This window comes from Chloracidobacterium sp. D (assembly GCF_018304685.1).
GTDB lineage: Bacteria > Acidobacteriota > Blastocatellia > Chloracidobacteriales > Chloracidobacteriaceae > Chloracidobacterium > Chloracidobacterium thermophilum.
In genome coordinates, this window is record NZ_CP072634.1 from 714003 (window position 1) to 729971 (window position 15969).

General features: G+C 64.1%; 12 protein-coding genes. 4 read left to right on the top strand and 8 right to left on the bottom strand.

What is annotated here, in order from left to right; genetic code table 11:
- Positions 1 to 10: 10 nt before the first annotated feature.
- From infB to J8C01_RS03075, 4 genes are all read right to left on the bottom strand, one after another.
- The gene (gene infB, locus J8C01_RS03060; RefSeq protein WP_211432333.1) at positions 11 to 2863 is read right to left on the bottom strand and encodes a translation initiation factor IF-2; all 2853 of its coding nucleotides are present in this window, start codon (positions 2861 to 2863) and stop codon (positions 11 to 13) included.
- Positions 2864 to 2919: 56 nt separating this feature from the next.
- Positions 2920 to 4422 (bottom strand): transcription termination factor NusA, encoded by a 1503-nt coding sequence (nusA, locus tag J8C01_RS03065; protein ID WP_211432334.1) that lies wholly within the window; start codon positions 4420 to 4422, stop codon positions 2920 to 2922.
- A 27-nt stretch (positions 4423 to 4449) separates the two neighbouring features.
- On the bottom strand, positions 4450 to 4983 hold the full coding sequence (gene rimP, locus J8C01_RS03070; RefSeq protein WP_211432335.1) for a ribosome maturation factor RimP: 534 nt from the start codon (positions 4981 to 4983) through the stop codon (positions 4450 to 4452).
- 201 nt (positions 4984 to 5184) lie between these two features.
- On the bottom strand, positions 5185 to 6651 hold the full coding sequence (locus tag J8C01_RS03075; protein WP_211432336.1) for a M16 family metallopeptidase: 1467 nt from the start codon (positions 6649 to 6651) through the stop codon (positions 5185 to 5187).
- 83 nt (positions 6652 to 6734) lie between these two features.
- On the opposite strand from J8C01_RS03075, the gene J8C01_RS03080 reads away from it, so the two are divergent.
- The 4 genes from J8C01_RS03080 (at position 6735) to J8C01_RS03095 (ending at position 12013) form a co-directional block, all read left to right on the top strand.
- Positions 6735 to 7784 (top strand): glycosyltransferase family 9 protein, encoded by a 1050-nt coding sequence (locus J8C01_RS03080; protein WP_249355484.1) that lies wholly within the window; start codon positions 6735 to 6737, stop codon positions 7782 to 7784.
- Between the two features lie 231 nt (positions 7785 to 8015).
- Positions 8016 to 10292, top strand: coding sequence for a SpoIID/LytB domain-containing protein (locus tag J8C01_RS03085; RefSeq protein ID WP_211432338.1), 2277 nt, complete (start codon positions 8016 to 8018; stop codon positions 10290 to 10292).
- A 31-nt stretch (positions 10293 to 10323) separates the two neighbouring features.
- Complete coding sequence (locus J8C01_RS03090; RefSeq protein WP_211432339.1) at positions 10324 to 11055, top strand: 5-oxoproline transporter, DUF969 family subunit; 732 nt, start codon at positions 10324 to 10326, stop codon at positions 11053 to 11055.
- Positions 11048 to 12013 carry a 5-oxoproline transporter, DUF979 family subunit gene (locus J8C01_RS03095; RefSeq protein WP_211432340.1) on the top strand — a complete coding sequence of 322 codons (966 nt, stop codon included), beginning with the start codon at positions 11048 to 11050 and terminating at the stop codon, positions 12011 to 12013. Before J8C01_RS03090 ends, J8C01_RS03095 begins: the two co-directional genes overlap by 8 nt.
- Here the strand turns inward: J8C01_RS03095 and J8C01_RS03100 are convergent.
- The 4 genes from J8C01_RS03100 to gcvH all read right to left on the bottom strand — a co-directional run bounded on the left by J8C01_RS03100 (position 11979) and on the right by gcvH (position 15941).
- On the bottom strand, positions 11979 to 12959 hold the full coding sequence (locus tag J8C01_RS03100) for a 5-oxoprolinase subunit C family protein (RefSeq protein WP_211432341.1): 981 nt from the start codon (positions 12957 to 12959) through the stop codon (positions 11979 to 11981). The genes J8C01_RS03095 and J8C01_RS03100 overlap by 35 nt on opposite strands.
- Before the next feature lie 68 nt (positions 12960 to 13027).
- The gene (hisC, locus tag J8C01_RS03105) at positions 13028 to 14113 is read right to left on the bottom strand and encodes a histidinol-phosphate transaminase (RefSeq protein WP_211432342.1); all 1086 of its coding nucleotides are present in this window, start codon (positions 14111 to 14113) and stop codon (positions 13028 to 13030) included.
- A gap of 7 nt (positions 14114 to 14120) precedes the next feature.
- Positions 14121 to 15464: an aminomethyl-transferring glycine dehydrogenase subunit GcvPA gene (gene gcvPA / locus J8C01_RS03110; RefSeq protein WP_211432343.1), complete on the bottom strand. Its 1344-nt coding sequence runs from the start codon at positions 15462 to 15464 to the stop codon at positions 14121 to 14123.
- Positions 15465 to 15554: 90 nt separating this feature from the next.
- Positions 15555 to 15941 (bottom strand): glycine cleavage system protein GcvH, encoded by a 387-nt coding sequence (gcvH, locus tag J8C01_RS03115; RefSeq protein WP_211432344.1) that lies wholly within the window; start codon positions 15939 to 15941, stop codon positions 15555 to 15557.
- Between the last annotated feature and the right edge of the window lie 28 nt (positions 15942 to 15969).

Consider the following 15969-nt stretch of genomic DNA (forward strand, 5'->3'; position numbering starts at 1 on the left):
CTCCTTGGGCTTAGAGTTCCGCAGCGTATTTTTCGAGCGTGTAGCACTCGATAATGTCGCCTTCCTTGATGTCCGAAAAATGGTCAAGTCCGATCCCGCATTCAAATCCGGCCTTGACTTCGGAGACATCGTCCTTGAACCGGCGCAGCGAGGCAATCTCGCCTTCATAAACCACGACCGAATCCCGGACCAGACGCACTTTGGCAGCGCGTTTGACCACCCCCTCCAGCACCGCGCAGCCGGCGATGTTGCCCACTTTGGGAACCTTCACCACTTTGCGCACTTCCGCCCGCCCAAGCTCGATTTCCTTGGTGAGCGGATCGAGCATGCCGATCATGGCCTTGCGCACTTCTTCTTCGACCTTGTAGATGACGCTGTGCAGGCGGATGTCCACCCGCTCCTGTTTGGCCAGTTCAGCCACGCGCGGGGCCGGGCGGACGTTGAAGCCGATAATGATGCAGACGTGCGACATGTCGTTCGAGGCTGCGGCCAGCATCACATCCGATTCTGTGATCGCACCCACATCGGCCCGAATGACACGGATGCTGACTTTCTCGTTGGAGAGCTTGTGGAGAATTTCACGCAGGGCTTCCACCGATCCCTGCACATCGGCCTTGAGAATGACGAGCAGTTCCTTGAGCTGTCCGCTCTTCATTTGCTGGTACATGTCTTCCAGCCCGCGCGCCGCACTGCTCATCAACTGCGCCATGCGGGCTTTGGACTGCCGGTAGTTGGCCAGTTCCTGAGCGCGGGCGGCATCATCCACCACCTGAAACAGATCGCCGGCTTTGGGGACGCCCTCCAGGCCGAGCACTTCAACCGGAACTGAAGGCCCGGCTTCCGTCAGTGACCGCCCGCGATCATCAATCAGGGCACGGACGCGCCCGAAGTGCAGGCCGACAATGAACGGATCGCCCACTTTGAGCGTCCCCTGTTGAACCAGCACCGAGGCGACGGGGCCACGCCCTTTGTCAAGGCGCGCTTCGAGAACGACGCCCGAGGCCAGCCGTTTGGTGGGGGCCTTGAGGTCGAGAAGGTCGCTTGTGAGCAGGATCATTTCGAGCAGGGTATCGAGGTTGCGCCGGTGCTTGGCGGAAATCTCGACCATGACGGTGTCGCCGCCCCACTCTTCACAGATGAGACCGATGTCGGACAGTTCCTTTTTGACGCGCTCGACGTTGGCCTGGGGTTTGTCAATCTTGTTGATGGCCACAACAATGGGCACTTTGGCAGCCCGGGCGTGATCAATGGCTTCGATGGTCTGCGGCATCACGCCATCATCGGCGGCCACGACAATGACGGCAACATCCGCGCCTTTGGCTCCGCGTGCCCGCATCATCGTGAAGGCTTCGTGACCGGGCGTGTCCAGAAAGACGATGCGGCGCAGTTTTTCCCGATTGTCCGGGTCGGGAACCTCGACGCTGTACGCCCCAATGTGCTGGGTAATCCCACCGGCTTCACCGGCCGCCACTCGTGTGTTGCGGATGGCATCGAGAAGGCTGGTCTTGCCGTGGTCAACGTGACCCATCACCGCCACGACCGGCGCGCGCGGCTCGATGTCATCCAAAGCATCGGTCTCAATGGCCAGGGTATCCTGCTGGTCATTGATGATTTCTTCGAGGCTGCGTACCGTGACCTCATAACCAAACTCACGGGCGACTTCGCGCATAGCCTCTTCGGAAAGAGGCTGGTTGATAGTCGCCAGGATACCTTTGGCAAGCAGCGCGGCCATGATGTCCTTGGGCTTGACCTCTATCTTCTCGGCCAACTCCTTGACGGTGGTTCCCTCAACGACGGTAATCGGTTTGAATTCCGTAAAGACAGGCTTGGGTTTGGCCACAACGGCGGGCGCGCGTTCGGGACGCACAAGTTTCTTTTCAAACTCACGTTTGCGGAGTGTCTCCGTGTGCTCTTTGAAGTTGCGCCGTCCACGTCCGTCCCGGGAGCGGTCCGGTGATGCGGGTGGAACATACGTACGTGTCACCGTTGATGGCGTTTCCACGGAGGAGACCCCGCGATTTAGAGAGGAGTGCAGCGGGCGCTCTTCGCGGGAGTCCGAGCGCGTCTCCGGCGGGCGAGCCTGTCCCCCGCTTTTCTGTGGGTAGGCAGACGGCTCTACAACCGGTGGACGGGCTGGCGAAGGTGTCCGCGTCGTTGGAACCGTAAATTGCCGAATCACGGGCTGGGTTGGGGCTGCGGGCGTGACTGGCGTGGCTGCCTTCGCGGCTGTGCCACCGCCATTGACCGGCTGCGCCGTGGGTGGCGATGAAGGCACAGGAATAGGTCTGATGCTCGTGGTGGGTTGCGCCTCTATGGCTTTCAGTTCTGCAGTCTGGGATGTCGCTGGTGGTGTTGCATCGGTGGTCGTTTCCGCCGCTGGAACTGGTTTCACGGATGGAGTGGAAAGGGTGACGACGCGCAACGTGGATTCTGAAGCCTTTGCCGGCGAGACCGCCGATGAGGTTCCTGCTGAGACCGTCGGTGCTGTTTCGTGCGCCTGTTTCTCCGCCAGCAAGTCGGTTTCGGGCGTTTTCTTGACGAGCCGAACACTGGTAGCACTTGTGACCGGTTGGGAGAGAGCTGGAGCAGCCGGCTCGGTGGTTGGCACTGAAGAGGATAAAACATTGGGCAGAATGGTTCCTGGCGGTAACTTGCGGAGCTTTGGGGCCGGCGGAGGCGTGTTGGCCGTGGAGGCACGGTTGGGGTTGTAGCGTTCACGTATCCGGTTGGCAACCGCCTGATCAATGCTGCTGGACGGGACATAGCCGCCACTGACGCCAATCCGCTGAAGGTCTTCGATGATCCGCTTGCTGTCCACCTTGAGTTCCTTGGCGAGCTCGTAAATCCTGATTTTCGTCGTCATGCGCGTTCCCTACCCTCCCTTTCCAACACTGGTTCCAGTCCGCCGGCCGCGGAGACTCAGGCGCCCGGCTGAGGCTCCGGCTCACCCTCTGGCGCGATGGCGTCTGTCGCCGGATGGCCCGGCGCCGCTGCGGCCGGAGCTGCTTCCGTGTCCGTTGCGGTTGGTGCGTCAGCCGTGCCCCCGGACTGGAGCGACACCTCGGCCGTGTCCTCCGGTGTCGCTTCCGCCCCGGCTGCAAGCTCCGGTGCGGCTTCTTCTGCCGCCGTTTCCGATGCGGCTTCTTCGTTTGTCCCTGTGGCTGGCAGGAGTTGTCGGGCCTGCTCAATCAGTGCCACGGCTTCATCGAAGCTGATGTCCAGGATGCTGGCCACATCGTTGACATTGGCATCGGCCAGCTCTTCAAGGGTGGCAATGCCAGCTTTCTTCAGATACTGGGCATAGGCCGGATTGAGAGCCGCCAAATCGGTCAGCGGAACATCCGGCCGCGAAAGCAGGGACTGGAACTGGCTGGCCACTTCGCGTTTCATTTCGGCATCGCTGCGGATGTCAATGTTCCACCCCACGAGTTTGGAGGCCAGCCGGACGTTCTGCCCCCGTTTGCCGATGGCCAGACTGAGCTGCGATTCCTCAACAATGACTTCAAGGCGCTGGTTGGTGAAATCGGTAATCTGGACACGGCTCACCTTGGCCGGAGAGAGGGCGTTGGCGGCAAACACCACCGGGTCCTCCGACCACGGAATGATGTCAATTTTTTCACCGCGCAGCTCCCGGATGACGGCCTGTACGCGCGAACCCTTCATCCCGACACAGGCGCCCACCGGGTCCACATCCGGGTCATTCGAGGCCACGCCCACCTTTGCCCGCTCGCCCGGTTCCCGTGCCGCCGCCTTGATGGTCACAGTTCCGTCGTAGATTTCAGGGACTTCCATCTCAAACAGCCGCTTGAGCAGTTCGGGACTGGTGCGCGAAACGTGAACCTGCGGACCCTTGGCATCTTTCGTCACCTGGGTGATGACGACCCGTACCCGGTCGTTCTGGCTGAAGTTTTCCGCCGGCGACTGTTCGGAGCGGGGCAGCAGGGCCTCCGTGCGCCCGATGTCAAGGATGATGTTGCCCCGCTCAAAGCGTTTGACGACGCCGTGGACAATCTCCCCCACACGCCCGATGTATTCGTTGTAGATGTTTTCGCGTTCGGCTTCCCGCACCTTCTGGATGATGATTTGTTTGGCGGTTTGCGCGGCGATGCGGCCGAGTTCCTCGAAGCGGTCCTGCCGTGGCTCGTAAAGCACATCGCCAATTTCTGCCGAGGCGTCAGCCTGAAGGGCTTCTTCAAGGGAGACTTCCGTTTCCGGGCAGACGACGACATCAGTCACACGCTTGGCGGCGTAGAGTTCCATGCGGTGGCTTTCCTCGCTGTAAATAGCCACGAGGTTTTCATTCGACTTGAAGTGCCGCCGCGCCGCGGCCGTCACTGCATCCTGCAGGGCCTCGATGATGATGCGTGGGTCAATGTTTTTGTCCCGGCTGATAGCCTGAATCTGCTCTGACAGTATGGACATAGCTTGCTTGCCTCCGTCTGGACACCACTACGGTCTGGTATCCGCCGCATCTTTTTCGCGCTCCCGTTCACGTGCGGCACGTTTTGCTTCCGCCACGCGAAAGAGGTCTTCTGCCGTGACTTCGAGTTGGGCCTGGGCAATATCGGAAAACGCAATGGGGGTTTCCACACCAGCCTCGTTGCGCAGGATGATGACCGGCCCTTCCTCAGTGCGGACGGCAGCAATCCGTCCGCGAAACTGCCGCCTGCCGTTGAGCGCCACCGTTGTCCGCAGTCGCACGCGATGGCCGGTGAACCGTTGGTAGTCGGCCAGCCGGTACAGCCCACGTTCGACGCCTGGCGAGGAAACTTCCAGGGTGTAAGCGGTTGGCACGGCATCCACCGCGTCGAGATGGTCGCCGATACGCCGACTCAATGCCGCACAGTGGTCAAGGGTAATGCCGTTGGGATGGTCCACCACGACGCGCAAAAGATGCCGGCGTCCGAGCTTTTTCATCTCACAAACGACCAACTCGAACCCACCCTGCGTCACAAGGCGTTCGATGGTTTCGGCAATGTCCAAGCCCTGGTCCCTCGGTGCTGAAGTCGTGAGGACGACCGAATCCAGCCGCCGTCTCACCGTCCTGTGCCGTCGGGCGTGTAGAAGGCGTCCCTTGTCATGCTTCGCCTGTCTGTGCGCCCAAAATAAGTCGTTCAGTATAAACAACTGCAATAAAAGGGCAAGGGCTGGCGCCCCGAATGCGGAAGGAAACGCTGTCCGGTTTCAGTCGCCCGGCCCCGGAACGGTGAGTCTATCACGCAGCCGGCGCGTCCGGGCTTCGTCCCCGATGATGACAAACCGCAGGTTGCCCATGTACTTCCGGGCCGCCGCCCGCACCTGCTCCGGCGTGACGGCCTGCAGCCGGTCCAGTGAGGTGAAGTTCTGTCGCCACCCGCCGCCCACCAGTTCGTACAGCGCCAGGGCCGCCACCTGTCCGCTGTTGGTTTCTTCAGCCAGATAGGTCGTGGTGAGAAATTGCGCCACGGTAGCGCGCAACTCGGCCGGCTCGACAAGTTCCGTTTTGAGCCGTTCGATTTCCTTCAGCATCACTTCCACCGCCTGCGGGGCGGACACCGAAGAGACATAGATGCCGCCCAGGTTGGCCCCCTGGGCCGTCAGAAAGGCCGTCGGCGCATAGGAGAGGTTCCGCTTGACGCGCACTTCTTCAAAAATCCGGTCCCGCAGAACGGCCGCTGCCAGGCGCAGCGCCGGAAAGTCCGGCGCGGTGAGGGGCGGGGCCGCATAGACGCCCTGCACGTAGTCGGTCGGCATGGAACGGTTGACGATGGTCACATCCGCTTCTGCCCAGGACAGGGGCGGCAGCGGTTTCGGAGGCGTTCCGGCCGGCAGCCCGACAAACAGCCGGGTGGCCTCGGTGGCAATGCGCTCAGGCGCAACATCGCCCACGACGACGAGCAGCATCCGTTTCGTCGTCAGAAGCCGGGCATAATGGGCGCGCACATCCGCCACGCTGAGACGTGCCAGGGCTTCCGGCGTCCCGGTTGGCGTCGCCGCGTAGGGATGCTGGCGGTACACGGCTTTGGCCTGGGTTTTCTGCAACAGGGCATCGGGATCGTCTTCATCATCGAGCAGGGAAGCCAGCAGCCGCTCGCGCGTCAGCGCGACATCCTCTGCCTCGAAACGCGGATGGCGGACGACATCGGCAAAGAGTTTCCAGCTCTGCTCAAAGGTCTGGCGGGTGCTGGCCAGGGTGAGCGCCGAGTAATCGTACGTCACAAGGTAGCTCAGACTACAGCCCAGGCGCGCCGTTTCCCGGCGCAGAAGGGCGCGGGGGAAACGGCGGCTCGCCTCGGTGGCCGTTGCCAGCGTCAGTGCCTCAATACCGGCTTGCACTGGCGTGATGTTGCTGGCACCACCGGCAAAGAACAGTCCGACCGCCACGGTCTGACTGCCCGGACGCCGCTTGATGAGGGTTTTGACGCCAGCAATAGTCTGCTCCGTGACGAAATCCTGCGGCCGGAGGCGGGGCGCGGTGTCCTGCGGCTGGGCCGGCACTGTCCAGTTGCCGGCCAATCCGCCGGCAACGACAAACGCCAGCGCCAGCACCAGTTGCCACCTGACCCGAGGCTTGTCATAAAGCCCGGTGTCGGGATGTGTCCCGGATGTCATGTGGCGTGGCTGTGGCGTGGCGTTGTGCCACGGCTTTATCCAGCCCGATAGGATGTTCATGCCTACCTCTCGAAATCGGCTTCCCGTCAACACGGGACGGTACGGACAAAGCTACAACCCAACCGCCAGTGCCGCCAACCGTGATGCCTGTACCTTTTGACCGCCCGGTTCTGTTCCGTCTGCGCTCAATCGGCGACACGGTGCTGATGACGCCGGTATTGAGTGCCCTGAAGGCGTGGCGGCCGGACCTGCCCATTGCCGTGGTGACGGAACCGCTTTCGGCGCCGCTGCTCGAACCGCATCCACTGGTGGATGAACTGCTTGTGATACCGCGCGCCCGGCGCGGCATCGCCGGCCTGGAGATGCGCCTTGGGGTCATTCGGCGGCTGCGGGCTGGGAACTTCGACATGGGTTTCAACCTGCACGGCGGCACAACCGCCGCCTGGCTGATGCGGCTGGCCGGTATCCCCCGGCGGGTTGGCTACGCACTGCCCAACACGCGCTGGCTGCTGACGCACGTGGCCCCTGCCCCAACCGAAATCTGGCAGAAGGCCACGATTCACTGCGTCGAGCAGCAGCTCGGCCTGCTGAAGCTCGTCGGTGTGCCCGTGCCGTCGCCGCTTCCGCGGACGAAGCTCTACTGCGCGCCCCAGGCCCGCGCGGCCGTTACGGCCAGGCTGCGCCGGGCCGGTGTTTCCGGCCCCTACGCCGTCATTCACCCGGCGGCGGCTTTTCAGAGCAAGCAGTGGGCGGCAACGCATTTCGCCGACATTGTGAACTATCTGGCACAGCGTGGGTTGCAGCCGGTCATTGTGGTTGGGCCGGGAGAGGAGCCGGTGGCCGAAGCCGTCCGCCGTGCCCTGCCGGCGGCCCACCGGGCGCTGTTTTTCACGGACCTGCCGCTTTCCGAAACCATGGCGCTCATTGCCGGTTGTGCCTTTTTCGTGGGCAACGACAGCGGCCCGGCCCACATTGCGGCTGCTTTTGAGCGCCCGCTCGTGGTCATTTTCGGTTCGTCGAATGAAACCGTCTGGTCGCCGTGGACGAACGTCCCGCACCGGGTGGTGCGTCACCGGTTGCCATGTGTCCCGTGCGCCGGGCCGGTCTGTCATGCCTTCCCGGAACCGGAATGTATCCGCCGGGTGACGGTGGCCGAGGTCACCTCCGCCATTGACGCTGTCTTTCCGGCTTAGTCTGCGCTTTGGCCGTTCTGCCGGACTGCCCTTGTCCTGCTCAGACGGGAATCAGGCTGACGACTGACCTCACGCAGAGCCGCGGAGAGGAACCCTTCATTCCCCATTCCCCATTTTCCATTCCCCATTCCTGTGGCGCACGTGCACGTGCAGTCCCGCATCAGACCGTGCTACAACAGTCTGTCTCACCGTTTTCCAGGGTTGTTGGTTTCCATTGCTGCTGTTTTGGAAATGCTGCGTGTGTTTTGTCGCCAGGTGGCATGGTTGGCGCTGGTGGCGCTTCTCGGCGCGTATCTGTCAGGACCGCTGTCCGCGCCGGGGCAGGTGACGCGCCCCCGGCGGGTCGGTATCCCCGCCGGGTCCGCTGCCGGCATCGCCGAGCCGGAAATCCGCATTGCGCTGACCACGAACGCCGACTTCGCCACCGTAACCTGTGAAGGGCCCATGACCTGTTCCACCGGGGAGCCGTCTGATGACGTGCTGCCCATCACGGCCGGAAAGGCCACGGTGCAGCTCGAAGTCGGGACCCGCCCTGCGCCGGGCAGCGGGTCGGAGCGTTACCGCGTTGAAGTCGCGTCGTTCCGGTCCCGGGAAGCGGCCACCGCGGCGGTTGTCCGGTTACGTGAGCAGGTCGCCGGGCCGGTAACGACGCGCTACGACGCGCGTGAGCAGGCGTATGTCGTCGTTGTCGGGGACTGTGCCGCGCCGGAAGACGCCGAGGCGCTCATGGTGAGTGTGGTCAACGCCGGGTTTCGCCGTCCGGTCATCACCCGCGACGCGGCTTCGGGCGCTTCTCTTCCGCGCCTGGGTGTGACGGCCGAAGGCGGAAGCTCCCTGCTGCGCGGCGCACAACGCTGCACCTTCACGGCTCTGGAGGAAGAACGCGCGCCGCTCAGATTTTCGGGCCAGTCCTACCGGGGACGCATCGAGGTCTTTCTCAACCGGCGCGGACGCCTGACCGTCGTCAACGTCGTGCCGCTGGAAGCCTACCTGCGCGGCGTCGTTCCCAATGAACTGTCGCCGACGGTGTTTTCCAACCTCGAAGCCCTCAAGGCCCAGGCGATTGCTGCCCGCACCTATGCCCTGAAAAATCGCGGCAAGTATGCCGCCGAAGGCTATGACCTGCTGCCGACGGCGGCTTCGCAGGTCTATCGTGGGCAGGGTTCGGAGCATCCGCTGTCAGACCGCGCGGTGCTGGAAACACGCGGCATCGTGGCCACCTACCACGGCGAACTGATAGATGCCCTCTACACTTCCACTTCCGGCGGGCGTACGGAAAGCTCCGAGTACGTCTTTGGCGCGCCGCAGCCGTACCTGAAAAGCGTACTGGTTGCTCCTCTTCCCCAGGTGCGGGCCGGGCGGTGGATCGTTTCCAGCCAGAGTGTCGAGCACTGGCAGGACCCGGAGGTGCGGCTGCTGGCACGGGACTGGGCCCTGCTGCGCGTGCTCGGTTTCACCCTGCCGGAACGGCCCGGCGCGGCATACTTCACCTCTCCGGCAACGGCGCGCGAAGTGACGCTCTGGCTCAACCGGGCGGCGCGACTGGCGACGGCCGGGCAGAGTGAGCGTCCCACGGGGACGGTGCTACGGCTGGAGGGCTTTGTGCCGGCGTTGCTGGCGGCGCTCTATGGCGCGGAGTCGCCCGCCCGTCTGGTCACGCCGGAAGATGCCCGCTACTGGCTGGGCACGGAAGCCGAACGTTTCCCGCCAGAGGTACGGCCGGCGCTGGCCTACCTGGTACGTGAAGACATCCTGCGCCCGACGGCGCTGCTGAATGCCGGGCGGCCGCTGACCCGTGGCATCGCCCTCGGTCTGCTGGCCCGGTCACTGCTGGCGCGGGGCATCCCGGCGCTCCAGAGCGGCACGGCGCGACCCTACGACGGCACGGCGCTGACGGTACGCCTGGGCAAGGGAAAGGATGAGCAGCGCTGGACGGTCGCGCCGGACGCCTACCTGTTCCGTACCTTTGGCGGGGAATGCCTGCCAGTCGAGCGGGTCGAAATCATCGGCGGCGAGACCGTGTGCCTGTATGCCGATCAGGATGGTCGGGTGCGCTATCTCGAAGTTTCGCCGGTGCGCAACGGTGCCACCGGCGACCGGACTTCGCCGTTTTCGTGGTGGGAAGTACGGCTTTCCCCGGCTGAACTTCAGGTGCAGCTTTCCAAAGCTGGCGTCAATGTGGGCGACATCCGGGAGCTGAAGCCGCTGGCGCGTGGCGATTCGGGGCGGGTGGCGCGTCTCCAGGTCGTCGGCGCAGCCGGGACCAGCACCCTGACCGGTCTCAGGATACGTTCGGCGCTTGGCGTCCGGGAAAATCTCTTCGTCATCCTGCACGAACGGGATGCTGACGGGCGGCTGACAGGCGTCCGGTTCATCGGACGCGGCTGGGGGCATGGCGTCGGGATGTGTCAGGTCGGAGCTTACGGGCTGGCGGTGGAAGGCTACACCCACGAGCAGATTCTGAAGCATTTTTACACGGGGATTGCCCTGACGCGTCTCTATCCCTGAATGGGCCCTGAACGGGTGGAGAAGTGACCCAATGGAAACCTGGCTTGGCTGGCCGGTTTGGAAACTGCTCGGTGTGGGCGTGCTGGTCATCGGTCTGGCGCGGCGGTGGCCGACGGGGCCCGTCGTGCTGGGCGCGGGATGTCTGACGGCCTGGCTGGCCGGGATGCCGCTGGTGGGCCATCAGACGCAGCCGGGCATGCTGGATACCCTGGGCAAGGCTTTTGTTGAAAACCGCGTCATCACGCTCTACCTGTTGACGCTGCCGGCGGTCGGTCTGGCCGAACGCCTGGGGCTGCACACGACCATGGGGCGTCTGATGGGACGGCTGACGGGCGTTTCCCTGGCGCGGCTGCTCATCGGTTTTCAGATGGCGCGGGTGGCGATGGGTGCGTTGGGGCTGCGCCTGCAGGGGCACGTCACCTTCGGGCGGCCGATTGTCGCGCCGATGGCCACGGCCGTACTGCCGTCGCCGGCCGGTGAAGGGACGGCCAAGGCGGCGGTCGCGGCAGCCGAAAACTACGGCAACTTTTTCGGCCAGAACCTGTTTCCGGCCTCGGCTGGCTGTCTGCTCGTGGCCGGGGTGATGAAGGGCGCCGGGTATCCGGTGGATGTCGTCCGTCTGGCACTGTACGCGATTCCCATTGTGGCGGTGTCGCTTGGCGTGGCGGCCGTGCAGTTCGTATGGCTGGAGCGGCAGCTTGGGCAACGACCTGACGAGACGGCTGACCACGCCACTGCGCCGCAGGATACCCGCCATGGCTGAGGGGACATCCATTCTGGCCCGGCTGGTGGGTCATCCGGCCACCCTGGAAACGGCCTTTGCGCTTATCGGTGCGCTGCTGTGGGGCTACGCCGTACAGATTGCCTGTGACTGTCGCCGCGCCCGGCGGATGCTGGCGGCAGCCTACTGGTTCACGCTGGGGTTGCTGTTTGGGTTTGGCGCGTGGCTTCCGCACTGGGTGGCCGGGCTGCTCGTCGTCGGGCTGGTGGTGGTTGAGGCGGTGGGCGGCGTGCGTACGCAGGCGACGCCCGCACCGTCCGGTGAACCTTCTGCACCGGGCTGGCGTGCCCTGTGGCCGGTACTGACGATTCCCACGGTCACGTTCGTGCTGGCCGGCCTGACGGCGCTGGCCGGCGGCGAAGTCGGGCGGGGCGCGGTGGTCGGGCTGGCGCTGGGGGGCCTCGTTGCCGTCGGCGTGGCGCTTGTCGTTGGACGTTTTTCGTGGCCGACGGCGCTGGCCGCCGGACGGCAGTTGACCGAGGACATCGGTCCGCTGCATCTGTTGCCCCAACTGCTGGCATCCCTTGGATTGCTCTTTACGGCGGCCGGCGTGGGAACGCTGCTGGCCGACGGGGTGCAGCGGATCGTGCCGCCGGGCAGCCTGCCAGGGGCAGCCGTCGCCTATTTTCTCGGCATGACGCTCTTTACGGCGCTGGTTGGCAATTCCTTTGCGGCGTTTTCTGTCATCACAACCGGCATCGGTGTCCCGCTGGTCGTCGCACCGTTTGGGCTGGACCCGGCACTGGTGGCCATACTGGGGCTGACGGCCGGCAGTTGCGGCACGCTCTGCACGCCCATGGCGGCCAACTTCAACCTGCTGCCGGTCGGACTCTACGGTCTGCCGGACAACTACGCCGTCATTCGCTGGCAGTGGCGCGTGGCGGCTGTGCTGTGGCCGTCCCATCTCATCGTTCTGGGACTGTTCTGGCTGTGTCGGTAAGGGCGACGGCGGTTGCCAGTTGTCTGAGCCGTTGACGTTGCGTAGCTGCGGCGCGCTCGGCTTCCACAATTGTCGTTGGCTGGAAGCGGACGGGTTGACCGGGCCGGCGCTGAACGAAGTCCGGCAGGTCAGCCGTGATGATGTGCGCCACACGCGGATAGCCGCCGATGGTCTGGGCGTCGGCCAGCAACACCACCGGGCGGCCATCGGGTGGGAGCTGGATGCTCCCGCAGGCAACGGCCGAAGATACCAGTTCCACAGGGTACGCCAGACGCAGGCAGACGCCTTCCAGCCGCGTCGCCATGCGGTTGGAGTCCGCGCCAATCGTCATGGCTTCATCAAACAGCGCCGCCTGACTGTCCGGGTCAAGGGCGTGGAATTCCGCGCCGGGCAGGACGCGAAGCGGCCGGGTGTCGTCGGTGACGTACTCCGGCCGGACCCGATGCGCCAGCGCCAGTCCCGCCGCCGGTGTTGGAAGACCGGGAGACAGCGGAATTTCATCTCCGGCCCGCAGCGGTCGTCCAAGGAGGCCGTCCAGTCCGGCAAAGGGGTTCATGCTGGCGCTGCCCAGCCAGCGGGGAGTAGCCAAGCCACCGGCAACGGCCAGGTAGGCCCAGCGTCCACGGCGGGGTTGGCGAAAGGCAAGTTCCTGTCCGGGCTGGACGACATGACGCTGCCAGTTGGCGAGTGGTCGTCCGTCAAGTGTCGGGGCAAAGTCCGCGCCGCCAATGGCCATGACCGTCGCCTGCTCAAAACGCAGGCGCGGCCCCGGAAAGTGCATTTCCAGCAGGGCCGCTTCCAATGGGTTTCCCAGCAGGATGTTGAGCAGGGAAGCTGCCAGTCCGTCGAGTGCGCCGCTGCGCCCGATGCCCCAGCGTCGTTGCCCACTCCGCCCGGCATCCTGAACCGTGGTGTACAGCCCGGCTTCCAGAACGCGGATACCCATGGCGAAGTTGGAAGTTGGCGGAAATGCCGCGCCCAACGTGCGTCGTCAACCTGTGCCGCCGGCCCGTCTCAGGTGGCGGCTTCCGGGTGAACGGCCTGCAAAGCGGCCAGCAGCGCGTCGTTTTCTTCCGGCGTGCCGATGTTGAACCGGACGTATTCGCCAAGCAGCGGATACCGGCTGACATCCCGGATGAGCACGCCCCGGGCCAGCAGGGCTTCAAACAGGTGCTTGGGTGGAACGTGGGGCGTATGCAGCAGGTGGAAATTCGCCTGACTCGGCAGCAGCCGGAAACGGTCAAAGGACGCCATCGCCGCGCTGACACGCGCCCGTTCGTGGATGATGCGCTCGACGAGCGGCCGCAGCTCGTCAGCATACATTTCGACGGCCACCTGCGCTGCCGCCAGCGAAAAGAAGTTGACGTTGTAGGGCAGTTTGGCTTTGCCCAGTTCAGTCGCCAGTTCGGGCGCCATCAGCCCGTAGCCAATCCGCAGCCCGGCCATGGCCATGGCCTTGGAAAACGTCCGCAGCACAACCAGCCGGGGAAAATCAGACAGCAGCGGGACGAAGTTCTGCTGACAGAACTCATGGTAGGCCTCGTCCACGACGACGAAGCCATCAAAGTCCGTCAGGAAGGCGCGCAGCGCCGGCTCGTCAACGGTGACGCCGGTCGGATTGTTGGGCGAGCAGAGGATCACGGCCACGGCGCGCGTCCGGTGGGCAGCTTCCAGCATGGCCGGGATGTCGTAGCTGAAGTCGGCGCGTGGCGGGACATTGACCACCGTGCCGCCCAGAACTTCAACCATCAGACGGTAAACGGTGAACGTCGGCTCACTGAGGACGACCGGCGTTCCGGGGGCAACGAGAATCGTCAGCAGCGCCTGGATGATTTCATTGGAGCCATTGCCGACCACGACGCCATCTGCCTGCCAGCCAGCGAACCGGGCCAGTGCTGTTTGCAGTTCGGTGGGAACAAAGTCGGGATACCGCGCCCAGTCCCGCCCGGCAACCCGGCGGAGGGTTTCCGCCACGATGGCCGGGGGGATGCCAAACGGGTTTTCGTTCTGGTTGAGCTTGATGGGCACGCGGTGCGGCGTCAGGGTGTAGGCCTGAAGTCGCCGCACCGAGGGTTTGATGAGGTCGTCGAACGTCCGCATAGGCGTTTCAGCCACCGCAGACCTGCGCCAGCCGGGCGGCAAACGCATCCATAGCCGCGCGCGAGGTGTTTTCCGTGGCGCAAACGAGCAACTCGTGCGTACGCTCCGGGAAATAGCGCGACAACGGCAACCCGGCCAGGATGTCGTCTTCCAGCAGCGTTTCCACGAGTTGCGCGGCTGGCAGGGGCGTTCGGATGACGAATTCGTTGAAGACCGGCGCACAGTAGGTCAGGGTGACGCCGGGCACGGCCGTGAGAACACCTTTCAGATAGGCGGCCTTCTGAAGGTTGCGCTGGGCCAGTTCCTGCAGACCGCGCCGGCCGACCGTTGCCAGAAAGATGCTGGCGACGAGCGCGCACAGACCTTCGTTGCTGCAAATGTTCGAGGTGGCTTTTTCGCGCCGGATGTGCTGCTCGCGGGTGGCGAGAGTGATGACGAAACCCCGGCGGCCTTCGGCATCATAGGCCTGACCGATCAGGCGGCCCGGCATCTGGCGGGCGAAGCGTTCGTGGGTGGCGAAAAAGCCCAGGTGCGGCCCCCCAAAGGCCGGTGGCACGCCGAAAGACTGTCCTTCGCCCACGACGATGTCCGCGCCGACCGTGCCGGGCGCGACGAGCAGCCCCAACGACATGGCTTCCGCCACCGTGACAACCGTCAGCGCCTTGTGTTTCTGGGCCGCTGCTGCCAGTGGCGCGGGGTCTTCAATACAGCCGAAAAAGTTGGGCGACTGCACGGCAACACAGGCCGTAGCATCATTGACGAGCGCCTCGACGGGCAGCGTCGTTCCGGCTTCGGAGAGCGGCGCCAGGACGAGTTCGATCCCCGCCCGCCGGGCGTAGGTCTCACACACCGCCCGGTATTCCGGGTGGATACCTTCCGACAGCACGACCCGGTAGCGGTTCGTCAGGCGCGCCGCCATCAGCAACGCTTCAGCCAGCGCCGTGGCCCCGTCGTACATCGAGGCGTTGGAGACTTCCATCCCGGTCAGTTGGCAGATGAACGTCTGGTACTCGAAGATGGCCTGGAGCGTGCCCTGGTTGATTTCCGGCTGATACGGCGTGTAGCTCGTGTAGAACTCCGACCGCGACACCAGGGTGTCAATGATGAGAGGGCGTACGTGGTCATAGACCCCGGCGCCCAGAAAGGAATGCTGTGGCAGGCGATTCTGCCCGGCCAGGGATTCCATCAGTTGCATCAGCTCCGCTTCACTGGCCATCGGCGGCAGGTTCAGCGGGCGCTGAAGGCGGAGGTCTTCGGGAATGCCCCGGAACAGTTCGGCAATGCTGGAGACGCCTATCGAGGCCAGCATGTCCGCCTGCTCCTCGGGCGTCGCATTCGGGATGTAGCGCATGGTTTTGAACCGCTTTTGGGGCAGCCTGGGGATCAGCCCCGACTTGCGCCAACCGACCGGAGTGGGTTCGTCCGGTCTGATCGGCGAAGGTCATTTTTCGTTGATAAAGTCTTCGTATTCGGCGGCGCTCAGCAGGGCATCCACTTCGCTGGGGTTGGAGAGCCTGATGACAATCATCCAGCCTTCGTCGTAGGGTGAGGTGTTGACCAGTTCGGGCGCATCGGCCAGTTTGGTGTTGACTTCGATGACTTCACCGGAAACCGGGGAAAACAGCTCGCTGACGGCCTTGACCGACTCAACCGAGCCAAAGGGTTCATTGGCTTTGACCGTCGTGCCGACCTTTGGCAAATCCACATACACGACATCACCCAGCGAGTCCTGGGCGTAGAAGGTGATGCCCACGCGCCCGGTGTCGCCCGTGATCCGAATCCACTCGTGGTCTTTGGTGTACTGCAAATCGTCAGGATAGTTCGCCATGAAAATCCTCGCCAAAGTATGTGGTGCG